Origin of the sequence: Prosthecobacter dejongeii (assembly GCF_014203045.1) — a bacterium.
GTDB lineage: Bacteria > Verrucomicrobiota > Verrucomicrobiia > Verrucomicrobiales > Verrucomicrobiaceae > Prosthecobacter > Prosthecobacter dejongeii.
In genome coordinates this window covers 383,303-397,672 of record NZ_JACHIF010000005.1, presented here as the reverse complement: position 1 = coordinate 397,672, position 14,370 = coordinate 383,303, and the positions used below count along the sequence as shown (strand labels likewise).

The window sequence follows — 14,370 nt, the reverse complement described above, 5'->3', positions numbered from 1 at the left end:
CGCAGCGTATCGGCACGAACAATCAGTCGCCTATGTTAAATTCCGTTCACCTCGCCCTCACCCAGACGGAGGCCCACCTGCTGGCGCTGCGTCAGCCCACGGGCCACTGGGAGGGGCAGCTTTCCAGCAGCGCACTCTCCACCGCCACCGCCGTGGTGGCCCTGCGCGGGGTGGATGCCGTGGCGCATGCAGACCTCATCGCCGCCGGGGTGCAGTGGCTCATCACCCATCAAAATGCCGATGGCGGCTGGGGAGATACCACCGTCAGCAAGAGCAATCTCTCCACCACCCTCCTGTGCTACAGCGCCCTGCACGCCGCCGCCGCCAGTGGCACCGCCGCCCAGGCCGCCCTGGCCCAGGCCGCAGCGTGGATCACCACCCAGGTCGGCTCGCTGAAACCGGAGGCCATCGCCCAGGCCGTCATCCGCCGGTATGGCAAAGACAAAACCTTCTCCGTCCCCATCCTCATGCTCTGCACCATCGGCGGCACCCTGGGGGACAAAGCCTGGCGCCGCGTCCTACCCCTGCCCTTTGAGCTGGCCGCCTTGCCACGCTCTTGGTTCGGCGCCGTGGGCCTGCCCGTCGTCAGCTACGCCCTCCCGGCCTTGATCGCCATCGGCCACGCCCGGTTTAAAAATGCCCCCCCCGCCTGGTGGAATCCCCTCCGCTGGCTGCGTGCCGCCCTGTGGCCCCGCATCCGGCCCATGCTCCAGACCCTGCAGCCCAGCAGCGGCGGCTACCTGGAGGCCACACCCCTCACCAGCTTTGTCACCATGGCCCTGGCTGCTGCCGGGGAGAAAGATCACCCCTGCATCCCTGGTGCCATCGCCTTTTTAAAACGCTCTATGCGGGCGGATGGCAGTTGGCCCATTGATACCAATCTCGCCACCTGGGGCACCACCCTCGCCAGCAAAGCCCTGGGCCACACGGACGAACGCGTGCGCCACTGGCTGCAAGGCCAGCAGTATCAAACGATGCACCCCTTTACCAACGCCGCCCCCGGTGGCTGGGCGTGGACGGACCTGCCCGGCGGCGTGCCCGATGCCGACGACACCGCCGGCGCCCTCATCGCCATGAAACTCACCCCTGGGGAAGGCACCGGCGGCCCCGCCCAGGCCGGCATCACCTGGCTGCTGGACCTGCAAAATCGCGATGGCGGCATGCCCACCTTCTGCCGGGGCTGGGGCACCCTGCCGTTCGACCGCAGCACGCCCGAGCTCACCGCCCACGCCCTGCTCGCCTGGTGGCTGTGGGAAAAAGACCTCCCCCCCGCCCAGCGCCAGCGCGTGGCCCACGCCACCCGCCAGGCCCTGAAATACCTGCGCCGCACCCAGCGCGCCGACGGCTCCTGGATCCCCCTGTGGTTCGGCAATGAGCACACCCCCGACGAAGAAAACCCCGTCTATGGCACCGCCCAGGTCGTCGCCTACCTCAGCAGTACCGAAGCCCTCGCCGCGCAAGCCAGCGACCTCATCGAAAGCGGCCGTCGCTACCTTTTGACCCGCCAGAAAACCGACGGCAGTTGGGGGGGAGATCTCCACGCCCCCTCCTCCATTGAGGAGACCTCCGTCGCCCTGCACGCCCTCCTCCTCCAGCCCGGTCCCCAGCCCCAGGACTACGCCACCCGCGCCACCCTCTGGCTCGTGGCCACCACCCAGCACGGCACCCACTTTCCCACCGCCCCCATCGGCCTCTACTTTGCCCGCCTCTGGTATCACGAGCAGCTCTACCCCATCATCTGGACCCTCCAGGCACTTCGCCGAGTGAAAGCCGTCTTGCCCACCGTTTCAGAACCCGGTACAACCACGCCCACATGACCACCAGCCGCCGCACGTTTCTCACCAGCCTCGCCTCCACCGCCGCCGCCGCCACCACCCTCGCCCGCGACTGGACCGGCCAGACCCCCGAGCGCTACCCCGACCCCGACGTCATCGCCCTCGAGCCCGCCTTTGCCAAATACATCCAGGGAAACTCCCCCCTCCGCCGCCTGCACACCGGCATGCTCTGGGCCGAAGGCCCCGCCTGGAACGGCAGCGGCAACTACCTCGTCTGGAGTGACATCCCCAACAACGCCCAGATGCGCTACCTGCCCGAAGACGGCCACGTCAGCACCATGCGCAACAACGCCGGCAACAGCAACGGCAACACCTTCGACCTCCAAGGCCGCCAGATCTCCTGCGAGCACGCCCACCGCCGCGTCACCCGCTACGAGCTCAACGGCCAAGTCACCGTCCTCGCCTCCGAATACGAAGGCAAACCCCTCAACGCCCCCAACGACGTCGTCGTCCACCCCGATGGCAGCATCTGGTTCACCGATCCCGGCTACGGCAGCATGGGCGACTACGAAGGCAACCAGGGCGAGCTCCACCACAAAGAAGCCGTTTACCGCATCGCGCCCGATGGCAAACTCACCCGCGTCACCGATGCCGAGTCCAAGCCTAACGGATTATGCTTCAGCCCCGACTACAAAAAACTCTACGTCGTGGATACCGGCCCCGCCAAAAACATCCGCGTGTATGACGTCGTGGACGGCATCAAACTCGACGGCGGCCAAGAATTCGCCTCCATGAAAATGGACCCACCCGCCACAGCCGAGCCCAGCCGACGAGCCCCCACGCCAAAGTCCATCCTCGAAAGCATCCTCCGCACCGGTCAAGGCGGCTCCGACGGCATCCGCTGCGACGTGGACGGCAACCTCTGGGCCACCGCCGGCTGGGCAGGCGACGGCTACGACGGCGTCCACATCTTCACCCCCGTCGGCCAACGCATCGGCCTCATCAAACTGCCCGAAACCGGCAGCAACCTCTGCTTTGGCGGCCCCAAGCGCAACCGCCTCTTCATCACCGCCAGCCAGTCCCTCTACAGCCTCCACGTCAACACCCGCGGCGCCCACCACTGCTAACCCCCCTCATCCGCAGTACAGCATCCATCCCTCTCCCAGTGATGCCGTCCGCCCCAAAACGCACTGTCCGCCATGGAGCGCACGCATCTTGCGTGCTGAGTTCTGCGTCCTCGCGGAACTCCCATCTCACACCCACGTTCGCCCCCCTTGCACACTCCCCCGCCCCAGAGGGGCGAAAGAACAATAGCCGGGGGTGAAGGTGCGCAGCACCGATAACCCCCGGACCCCCGCCTAACCAACAACGCGTCCACCAAGGATGCGCCCTGGAGGGGCGCGAGAAACCCCCGCTCACCCCCACCCCCCACACTTCCTGTTAGGCCCTTTCCCAAACCATCCCGCGTGCGGGACGGAACGACCATGCACGCAGCCCCCAACCCTCAAACGTCTTCTTGCCCCATTCGCTCCATCCCCCGATGCCGGAGGCATCGCAGCCGATAGCCAGGGGTAAAGTGAGTCCCGCGTGCGGGACGAACGCACCCCTGGTGAGGTCAAAAACACATCTTCACTCAAAGTCGCATCCTGGAAGGATGCCAGCGGCGTGACCAACTCCACCGACCTCGAAAGGGTGCAATCGGCCCTTTCTCGCGCCCCTCCAGGGCGCACCTATTGCCACATCGTTGGTTATTCCGTCCATCCGGGGCGGGGGAGAACACCCCCGTCCGCAAGTACAGTATCCATCACTCTCCGAGTGATGCCGTCCGCCCCAAAACGCACCGTCCGCCATGGAGCGCACGCATCTTGCGTGCTGAGTTCTGCGTCCTCGCGGAACTCCCATCTCACACCCACGTTCGCCCCCTTGCACCGCCCCCCGCCCCGGAGGGGCGAAAGCTCATAGCCGGGGGTGAAAGTGCGCAGCACCGAGAACCCCCGGACCCCCGCCTAACCAAATACGCGTCACCAAGGGCGCGCCCTGGAGGGGCGCGAGAAACGCACTCGGACCGAGCCGCACACCCCCGACCGGAGCGCGAATATCCTATTCGCCTCACTCCCCCAGCACGCACGGACACCTCCCCCACACCCGTTCGCCTCACCTCCCCCCACTTCCAGCGCACGTTCGGAAGAGGCAGCGAACCATCCTGTCTGGGGCGAACGCATCCCTCTCCGAGTGATTCATCCTGCACCGCCGCAGACGACCTCACACCCCCCTTCTCCGCTCCCCACCAAAGAAAAAGGGCACCCGCAGGTGCCCCATCCCACCCCCACATCACTCCCACTCGATGCTCGCCGGTGGCTTCGTGCTGATGTCATACAGCACGCGGTTCACACCCTTCACGCTGTTGAGGATCTTGTTAGACGTGTTGCGCAGCACCTCATACGGCAGCTCCACCCAGTCCGCCGTCATCGCGTCTTCGCTGATGACCGCGCGCAGAGAGATGGCCTGCTCATAGCTGCGTTCATCCCCCTTCACGCCCACCGTTTTCACCGGCAGCAGCGCCGCGTAGGCCTGCCACACGTGCTGGTACCAGCCACTGCGATGCAGCTCCGCGATGAAGATCGCATCGGCCTGCTGCGTGGAAAGGATGCGCTCCGGCGTGATCTCACCCGGGATACGCACCGCCAGGCCAGGGCCGGGGAAAGGATGCCGCCACAGGGCGCGATGTGGGATGCCCAGGCTGGCGCCCAGCGCACGCACTTCGTCCTTAAACAGCTCGGCCAGAGGCTCCAGCACCTTGCCCTGCGACTTCAGTTCCATGATGCGGTCCACCCGGTTGTGGTGGGTCTTGATCTTGCTGGCGATGGAGCCGCTCGTCGCGCTCTCGATCACGTCGGGGTACAGCGTCCCCTGGGCCAGCAGCTCCACATCATCCGCCAGCTTCCAGAACTCCTCCACAAACAGCGTGCCGATGATGCGGCGCTTCTGCTCAGGGTCCGTCACGCCCTTCAGCGCGCCCAGAAAGACTTCGCTCGCATCAATCTGCTCGATGGGCACACCCACCTCTTCAAACAGCACCTTCACCTCAGCAGCCTCATTCAGGCGCATCAGCCCGGTATCAATGAAGATGCAGCGCACCTTCACCCCGGCACGCGCCAGCAGCACCGCCAGCACCGTGCTATCCACCCCGCCAGACACCCCACAGATGACTTCGCGGTCACCCACGTCCGTCTTGATCTGGGCGATCATCTGGTCCTTGAACTCTTGGATGTCGAACTTCGCCAGCTTCGCGCCGCTTTCCGTGAGGAAGTTTTTCAAAATGGCCGTGCCCTCATGCGAGTGCGTCACCTCCGGGTGAAACTGGATGCCCCAGCAGCGGTCACTCCACTTCAGCGCCACCGGCACCGCATCTTCATTCGTGGCGATGACCTGCGTGGTCGCCGCCAGATTCGCGCAGGTATCGCTGTGGCTCATCCACACCTGAGATTCAGGCGAGATGCCTTTGAAAAGATCCGCATGCTCCGTCACCACCAGCTTCGCCGGGCCATACTCGCGCGTGACCCCCGGCTTCACCGTGCCGCCGTGTTTGATGTTCAGGAGCTGCATGCCGTAGCACACACCCAGCACCGGCACGCCAAAGGCCAGCAGCTTTTCAAAGTCCACGTCCGGCGCATCCACCTCCGAAGTACTGCGCGGCCCACCGGAAAGGATGATGGCCCCGGGGTTCTTCAGATTCACCAGTTCCGCAGGCGGGTACAGGTGGGAAACGAAGCCCAGCTCGCGAACGCGGCGGACGATGAGCTGAGAGTACTGAGAACCGTAATCGAGTACGGCAACTTCGTGGTCGGTCATGGAATGTAAGTCAGAAAAAGAGAGTCAAAAAACGCGGCCACCGGAGCAGCCGCCACAGGTCACAGAGCGGAGGGGGGAGAGGAATTAAGACGGCTCGTAATTCACCGGCTCTTCCGTGATCACCACGTCATGCGGGTGGCTTTCCTTCAGCCCGCCCGCCGTGATGCGGACAAAGCGCGCCTTCGCCCGCAGCTCATCCAGATTATCCGCCCCCACATAGCCCATGCCAGAGCGCAGCCCGCCCATGAGCTGGAACACCACATCGGCCAAAGGCCCCTTGAACGGCACGCGGGCCTCCACGCCCTCAGGCACCAGTTTGCCAGAGCTATTCTGCCCGTAGCGGTCCCCTGCGCCCTTGCGCATAGCCTTCAGGCTGCCCATGCCCCGGTATTCCTTAAAGGTGCGGCCCTGCCACTTCACCATATTGCCCGGGCTTTCCGCCGTGCCCGCCAGGAGGGAGCCCAGCATCACACAGTCCGCCCCGCCAGCCAGCGCCTTCACAATATCGCCCGAGTAACGGATGCCGCCATCGGCGATCACCGTCACGCCGCGCGGGCGGCACACCTCAGCCACCTCCTGCACCGCCGTGAACTGCGCCATGCCCACGCCCGAAATGATGCGCGTGGTGCAGATGGACCCTGGGCCCACGCCCACCTTGATGGCGGAGGCACCCGCCTCCACCAGGTGCAGCGCCCCGTCCTGGGTCACCACATTCCCCGCCACGATCGGGATGCCGCCGCCCACACGCTCCCGCAGCCGGCGGATCACGTCCGCCACCCGCGTCGTATGGCCCGTGGCCGCATCGATGAACAGCGCATCCGCGCCCGCCGCCACCAGGGCCGCGCCACGGTCTGCACAGTCCTCACCCACACCCACCGCCGCGCCCACGCGCAGTTGGCCATTCGCATCCTTCGCCGCACTGGTAAACATCTGGCGCTTCACCACGTCCTGCTTGGTGATCAGCCCGGCCAGTTTGCCCTTCGCATCCACCAGCGGCAGTTTTTCAATCCGGTGCGTGTACAGGATCTTCAGCGCCTCATCAAAGGTCGTCGTCGGCGTGCCCGTCGCCAGGCGGTCGCGCGGCGTCATGATCGTCGAAACCGGCGTGTTTTCGTCCTCGATGTACCAGAGGTCACGGCTCGTCACCATGCCCACCAGCGTGCCATCCGGCTCCACCACGGGGAATCCACTCACCCCTTTTTCATGCATCAGGCGCTGCAGCGCACCCAGCGTCGTCTCCGGGCGCACCGTGTGCGGCGTCTGGATGACGGTGTTTTCAGAGCGCTTCACCTTCGCCACCTGCTCCGCCTGGTAATCGATCGGGATATTGCGGTGGATGACCCCCAGGCCACCCTCACGCGCCAGGGCGATCGCCAACTCCGCCTCCGTCACCGTATCCATCGCCGAGGATAGAACCGGGATGTTCAGCTGGATGCTGCTGCCAAAAACCGTGCCCAGATTTACCTCTCCAGGCAGGACCTGGCTCAGTCCAGGCAGGACCAATACGTCATCAAAACTCAGTGCAAGGGAAGGAATATCGCCCATGTGCCATCTAAGCGGCACTCAGCCAAGAGTCACGCAGAAAGTGCTGCCAAACCGCACAAATCATGGACGATACACGCGCGTGCGCCCCGTGTAGGAGTCAATCTGCACACAGTAATAGTTATCCGGCGCCTGGGAATTGTCCGCATCCCGCGATTCCACGATGATCATGAAACTCTGGTCATAGTTCGGGATCGTGTAGGCACGTGCCATTTCATTCGCGTCCGAGTCCGCATTCGCCACCTGCGAAAGCACCCGCATGCTGCCATCCGGGTAAAAACGCAGCGCCGCATAGTACACATCCCCACCCTCGATGTTCCCCGGCGGGGTGAAGAGATACTGCCCCGTCTGGTTCTGGATCTGCGGCACCTGCGTATCCAGCAGGGGTGACAGCTCCTCCTTCGAGGAAATGATGATGCCTGAGTCCAGGAAATACGGGTCTGAAAGCGCCTTTTGCACCCCATTCGGCAGGCTCTGCACCACCTGGTAAGCATAAAAGGAATTGTCCGCTGGCCGGTCCGCCGTGCTATCCACATACCGATAAAACCGCAGCTCCACCTCAGAGCTCAGCGCCACCGCACTCTGCTGCGCCAGGCTGATGCGGTTCACCAGACCATCCCCCGCCGAATTCAGGCGCGTGGAACGGACCACATCAATCAAAGCCGGAGCCGCCAGGGCAATGAGCAAAGCGATAATACCGACGACCGTGAGCATCTCCACCAGGGTAAATGCGGCCGCAGGGCGACGACGAAGAGCGGTTCTCATAACAAAAGGAACTTCAAAAAAAGACAGACAAATTAGTTATTCGACTTCGCACCGCGCAAAGCCACCGTGGCCGAAAAAATGCGGAATTTCACGTTCTGGGCAGACAAAGCATTGGAGATGTTTTGCATCGTCAGATTCAGGTTTTCCGCGCCACCCGTATCCAATTGACCATTGATGATGTCACCCAGCGGTGGCGTGGCCGGATCTCCCACCTGGCTCAGGCGGTCTGCCGTGCGTTCGTCAATCGCCACCAAAATCACCCGCACCATCGGCGGCAGACGGTGCAGATTCCCCTGGTTTTGATTCGTCGCCCCAGGGACATTGGCCGAATCAAAGTCAAACGTGGACTGCAGTTCCACCTGCCCACCCTGCACGGGCGTCTCCAACTGCGGGGCCACGATCAAGGCCACAATGTTATCCGCGATCGGCCGTGTCAGCCCACGGTCCGTCGGCTGCTCCTCATTTTCCAGGGGCACCCCCGCTGCCGCAAACCAATCGTCCGTCGGCGGCCCCTGCACCGCTGCCGCAGCAGGATAGATCAGATTTTTCTCCGCAGGAGGAGAAAACTCCATCAACCGATAGCGATATTTCGGCGTGATGGCAGGCAGCACCGCCGGGGTAAAAAACGCGTCGGAGGTGTATTGCACAAAGTAACCCCGGCCACAGAGCAGACGATCCAGCCCCACATAGTTCGGATCATGCGCCACCCCCAGAGGAGCCTGGAAAAACACCGCATGCCCAGGCGTATTTCCCCCACCACCGCCCACCTGCAGCAGATCCTCCGCACGCTTGGAAACAAAACGCAGATCGGATTTACGAATGTAATTCTGCGGCGCCGTCGTCGTCACCGCCGCCACCCCATCCTGCAAATAGGACGTATCGTAATCAATGTACGAATTCAAAGTCGCCTGACTCAGGTTACGCGTGATGATGTCAAAGGCCGTACGGGCCTCACGGAACTGGCTCACCCGGGCATTGGATTGCGTCCAGGTACTCTGCACCGTCCCGATCACCTGCGCACTCACCAGCAGCAGGATGATCAAGACCGTCATCGAAACCAAGACCTCCACCAGGGTGAAGGCAGCCCCTCTCCGCAGAGAAGAGGCTGAAACGGAGGAATATCGAAAGCTCATGGCCAAAAGTGGGGGGCAACAAACGGTTGAATTAAGGAGCGAAGCGCTTGGACTCAAGCACACGGAAGCGATAGTAATTTTCCAGCGGCTTCAGGGCGAAAGGATTCACCGAGGATGCATAGTCCACACTGATCCCCGCTGCCGTCAGGTCAGCCTGGTCAATGTAACGCTCCAGCAAGAAGGAACCGCGGAACTCACCGCTCGGCAGGTCCAGCTTCGGATCAAACACATTCGCCGCCACGGAGCGCCGTGCCTTGCGGATGGCCTGGGCCCGCACATGCACCCGGAAGGTGTTCGAGCGGGTGGTGAACTTCGCATACAAATTCGCATACGGACGCTCACGGGTATTGTCCCCCGTCGCGCAATGTTCAGACCAGAAATTGGCCATCGCCGTCGCACGAGAGGTAGGGTTTGCCACGGCTGAAGCCAGCACATTCTTGGCGGCAGGGCCGGAGGCATCCCCAGGGATGAGGTGCACCTCACACAACTGCGAAGCCGTGCGGAAGAGACCTGCTTTGAACCCGCTGGAAAGCGTGTTGGAGAAGTTAAACCGCTCTTCAAACTGACGCAGCGTCCCCTGCACCGTCTGGTTCAGGTCGTTGTCCGCCCACCAACTGCGGGCTCCATTCTTGAAGGAATCAATCACGATGGAGCGGTGCCAGTACTTGTTCTGCGCCTCACTGCGGAAGGTCGGCGGGCTATCGCCGTTCGTCGTCCATTGAGTCAGCACGCCTTTAGACTCCTCATACTCAGGGTTCGGAATGGCCGCAATCATCTCTCCCTTCATCGCCGCATGCAGCGCCGTCGCACGGCGGATGTGCGTGAATGGCAGCATCTGGTAGTTCAGGTTGATCTTACCCGCCGTGGAGAGCGGCTCACTGATCGCATACGGCTCCACCACCGGCATCCAGAACAGGTCCAGAAGATAATGGTCAGGCGGTGAGCTAGCCCCAGGGTGGGTAGAATTCGCCGCTTGGTTAGCCCCCGTGCGCCCTGTGTCATACTGCACATACGGGCGGAACAGCAGGTTCGTCCAGGCACCTTCACCATTGGTTCCCCAGATTTTGCTCGGCAGGGAGCCCATCACCGCCGGAGATGGCAGCATGCGGTTAGGCGAGAAGAAACTCCCCGAGCCGCTGGCAAAGCGGGCCCCTGTTCCGTTGGAACGGAAGTAGGTCGCACGCCACTTCTTCGGCGCTGGCCAGCCAGTAAATGTAAAGTCACCCACAGCGTAGTTACCTTCATCCACTTTGCCGATGTAGGCACCCACACGGCCACCTGGATCACCGTCATCAAAGTCATAGTACTTCTGGAAGGCCCCCACAGCCACCGTTGAGTGCGGCACATCCGGCGTGCGGCCTGCACCGGCGCCATTCGTTCCATCCAGCCTCACATTCTTCGGCAGGATGCGTACATACTGATTCGTATCGTTCGTGTTGATCGGGTTGCCACGGTCAAATCCAGGCTCTGTCCCCGCCGTGTAGGAAGAGAAATTGTGCGCGGTGTAGGCATTGGTCTCGTTCCACAGCGGGTGCACCACCCACTCCGTCTCTTCCACCGTCTTTTTCGCCGCGATGAGACGTGGGTCTCCATAGGCAGGCACCATCGTGCGCACCACATCCGAGCCATAGTGCCATGGGCGGTTGTAGTTCTGCAACTCGGACGAATTCGGATCAGAGACTTTCAGTCGATTGATCGCATTGTTCGGGTCTGACACAGGGCCATAGGCAATGCGCGCCAGCGGATTGGAGCGGATCAAGTCATTGTCCTGCAGTTCCACACCGGCATAGTTAGCCGGGTCTTTGGTGTAGATCAGAGCTCGCGCACCGGGCACACTCTGGTTCTTCAGGTTGTCGCCGATGTTGGGGTTATAGGCACGGGTCTCTGTATCCACCTGAGAACCGCCCGCCCCATCCCAACGGTAGAAACGACCACGGATTGAGGCCAAAGCCTTCGTATCCATGTTTGTTGGCGCGCCACCGGCATCATAACGGCCGATGCAACCATCGCGGTTAAAGGACCACCAGCGTGGGGCCTGGATGGCCGGGTGGTTATAGGTCGAGCCGTCTGCGCGCTGGTAGTTCACCAGGTAAGAACCCTGGGTGATCAGGTCGGGCGTCGGGGCAGAGCCGCCGGCCAACTTGAATTTGATGACCTGCACGGGCTCTTCGGTGGTGGAGGCCAGCACATGGTGGTCATAAATCTTCAGCGTGATGGTAGCAGACTGGAAGCTCATCACATCGGTGTGTTGCACCGTGAAGAACGAGGACACCAAGTCCATGTTCACCAAGCCCGAGTGGACTTGAGAAGTAGCCGCCGCATCATAACCCAAATCTTCTGGCATCGGGCTACGTGGGCCCACACGGCGACCAATGGAGACGTTGCGGAAGCTGGCAAAACCACCCACTTCAGGGCTACCATCAATGTCATACAGCGGGCGCTCACTGCGGATCGCCACCGGAGAGGTGGTGGAAAACACGGCGTTCCCTGCCACTTCGATGCTGCTGATGTCCGAGGCGGAAATGACCACCGTGTAGTCAGGATTGATCTCTGTGTAAGCCAGAGAAGGGCAGAAGAACTCCAGGTGCAGCATGGCCTGCACACGCTTTTGGGTCGGTGTCAGCGGCGTATCAGGGTCCAGTGTCCAGTTCCAGTTGCGCCAGTCATAACCTGGATGGCGCTGGTAAAAGCGGCCATAGCCCGGGCTCTCATTGGTCCCAGGAATGGCCGTGGTACCATACAGACCAGCCTGGTTAGGATTGCTCACTGGCGGGTAGTTCGAGTAATAGCGGTCCTTGATCGCAGCCGGGTTGTCACTGTTGATGCCGCCGCCGCCATCTTTCCAGTGCACCTCTCCAATATTGATGAGGCGGGCATTGCCACCTTCAAAACCCACTGGCAGACGGTAGGCGATCCGGAAGCCATCATTGTCCGCCTCATCCACTTTCAGAGCCGTGCGACCACCGCTGATGACGGGCTGGGCACCCTGGGTTGCTGCCACATAGTTCGCTGGGGCGATGTTCGGGATGCGGAAGTTCCCTTTCGGAGCCTGTGGGTCAGCCGATGGCACCGGTACTGGGATGCGCCAACTGTACATGTCTGGCTGGCCATCCGCCGTGCAGATGAGTTGCAGCCCGACCTCGCTCAGGGAGATGAAACGGCCAAACCCACGCAGGGAGTCCCCGGTGGAACTGCTCTTCCAGGTCGGGTGCTCCGCCGGTGTCACCTGGCCGTGACCAGGCAGGAAGCGGTCCGCAAATGGATTCGAGCTGTTCCCCGCATCACGCACCACCCCTGGGGTGTAAGTATTGTAGCTGGAACCTGAAGAATCCCGCAGTTGATACAGCGTGGTCCAGTTGATGGAAGCCGAAGGCCAGCTATTGCGGCTCTGCGGCACAAGGAAGCTGTCGTAGAGATTCGTGCAGCGGATGTAGTCAAACATGGAAACCAGCAACTGCCGGGTATTGTCCACGCCAAATTTCGTGCTGTCCTTGAAGGAACGCCCCGTCGGAGCCGTGTCATTGCTGGCCGTCGGGAAAGGCTGGTCCAGGATACGATCCAGCATGTTCAGCAACTTGATGTTGCGCGGAAGTGAGATGTCGTGACGGGCACCGTTCACAGATCCCGGGATCGTGGCTGAATGCTCACGCTGGAACACATAAAGGTTGGCCGAGTCTGGATTGATATCCCCCGTGCCGCCCAGGCGTGAGCAGAATTCCACCAGCTTATCAAAGCCCGTGCGCTTGTTGTTATTCTGCGGCCGATTCGGCGCGATGGGCCACATGGCGATACGTGGCAGACCGTACAGGTTGATCTCACTGGCGCGGCTGTGGGCCGTCAAAAAGGCGCTGGAGCGCTCCAGGCTGGTCTTATCAAACAAGACCGTCTGCTGGCTCACCTGGGCCTGATTCAGCACCCGCTGGCCGTTTGCAGATCCTTGCGCAAACAGCAGCTCATCCACGCTCGCATAAAGGCGCTCGCCCATCGCCACCGCGATGGCACTGGAGTTCGTGTTGTCCCCCGAAGAGTTGCGGTAGTCATCATCTCCAAAGCTGCGCGTCCCCGCACGGCTGCCACCTGTGTGGATGCGTGGCATCAGGTCATAGATGCGCTCCTTGATTTCCAGCACCCGGCTCAGTTCCGACCCAGAGAGCGGTCCATTCGTGCGGTAAGTGTCCAGACTGCGGCCCAGGTCCTGCAGCGGATTGGAGTAAAACACACTGCTCAGCGCCACCGTGGCCGGGTGCCCAGGGAAACGCTGGTATTCACTGCGTGCTGGCGGGTAGTCAGCCCAGCGGTGGTCACGCTCATGGTAATAAATCGGCAGGCCAGCATACGTCGGCTCAGAGGCCGTATTGATGTTGATCTTTGAGGTTTCATCATCCGCCCAGAAAGCGATGCGGCCCACGATGGGGTTCTCTTCCGAAGGCACACCGTAGTCCGCCTGCTGGTTCACCGAAGGGCCATCTCCCAGACCTTCCGCATTGTCCAGCACGCGGAACTCCAGCGTGTCTGGCAGGAGGAAACCGATCGCCCCATCCTTCAGCACATACAGCCACTGCACGGGCATGGCCAGGCGCAGTTGGTCAGGGTCCATCCCCGCCCCTGTCGGGATCACGATCGGTGGCGAGTTCCCATCGGTATTGCCATCGCCGATGTTATTGTTAGGCCGCAGCGGCGTCGTGGTGCTGTAGGAAAAGCCCTCCACCCCCACTTCCGTCCCTGTGGGGTCAATGTCCAGACCGGCGCGCGGGTCAATGATCGGGAAGAAAACCTGGTTGTTGTCCTGGTTCGTGTTGGCATCCAAAGCCACCCCTTTGATCACAGGCTCATTCAAATCCACGTAGCGAGCTTGGTTAACCGGGTCATTCCAGTCGCTCGGCGGTTCAGACTGAAGCACGAAGTTCTGCTCCGCAGCCGCGCCTGCTCCGCGATAAATCATATCTTTATCCGAAAACAGTTTGTACCCCGCCAGGAAAGACCCTGCGGTGGAATACTTCCGCACTGCCCCAGGCTGTGTGGCGTGCATCACAGGCACCCCAGCAGATTCACGGGCAGAACCCGAACGAATCTGCGAAATGACCATGTTCACCGCCGTATCGGCAAATCGGCGTGAGGTCTGCGAGGCTGAATAGATGTTCGTCGCTTTGTTCTCCGTATCAGCCACGCTGAGGAAGGCCAAAATAACGATCGTAGCCAGCGCGAGCATCGAAAGAACGATGATCAAGGCTAACCCCTGGTGACGCCGCGCGTCAGCAAGTAAGAGGCGGATGTGTTTCATAGCAGTGGTGGGGGGAAATTTA

The 14,370-nt window shown here is 61.9% G+C and carries 7 protein-coding genes; 2 read left to right on the top strand and 5 right to left on the bottom strand.

The annotated features are described in order from the left end of the window. Positions 1–32 precede the first annotated feature (32 nt). Complete coding sequence (locus HNQ64_RS14185) at positions 33–1,817, top strand: prenyltransferase/squalene oxidase repeat-containing protein (protein ID WP_184209678.1); 1,785 nt, start codon at positions 33–35, stop codon at positions 1,815–1,817. Then, positions 1,814–2,902 carry an SMP-30/gluconolactonase/LRE family protein gene (locus tag HNQ64_RS14180; RefSeq protein WP_184209676.1) on the top strand — a complete coding sequence of 363 codons (1,089 nt, stop codon included), beginning with the start codon at positions 1,814–1,816 and terminating at the stop codon, positions 2,900–2,902. Before HNQ64_RS14185 ends, HNQ64_RS14180 begins: the two co-directional genes overlap by 4 nt. Positions 2,903–4,106: 1,204 nt before the next feature. On the opposite strand, the gene guaA is transcribed toward HNQ64_RS14180, so the two are convergent. From guaA to vccA, 5 genes are all read right to left on the bottom strand, one after another. Further along, complete coding sequence (guaA, locus tag HNQ64_RS14175; protein ID WP_184209674.1) at positions 4,107–5,627, bottom strand: glutamine-hydrolyzing GMP synthase; 1,521 nt, start codon at positions 5,625–5,627, stop codon at positions 4,107–4,109. 84 nt (positions 5,628–5,711) lie between these two features. After that, positions 5,712–7,172, bottom strand: coding sequence for an IMP dehydrogenase (gene guaB, locus HNQ64_RS14170; protein WP_184209672.1), 1,461 nt, complete (start codon positions 7,170–7,172; stop codon positions 5,712–5,714). Between the two features lie 60 nt (positions 7,173–7,232). Further along, complete coding sequence (gene vccD, locus HNQ64_RS14165; RefSeq protein WP_184209670.1) at positions 7,233–7,934, bottom strand: Verru_Chthon cassette protein D; 702 nt, start codon at positions 7,932–7,934, stop codon at positions 7,233–7,235. A gap of 32 nt (positions 7,935–7,966) precedes the next feature. After that, positions 7,967–9,067 carry a Verru_Chthon cassette protein C gene (gene vccC, locus HNQ64_RS14160; protein ID WP_184209668.1) on the bottom strand — a complete coding sequence of 367 codons (1,101 nt, stop codon included), beginning with the start codon at positions 9,065–9,067 and terminating at the stop codon, positions 7,967–7,969. Between the two features lie 31 nt (positions 9,068–9,098). Continuing rightward, complete coding sequence (gene vccA, locus HNQ64_RS14155; protein WP_184209666.1) at positions 9,099–14,348, bottom strand: Verru_Chthon cassette protein A; 5,250 nt, start codon at positions 14,346–14,348, stop codon at positions 9,099–9,101. Positions 14,349–14,370: the final 22 nt, after the last annotated feature.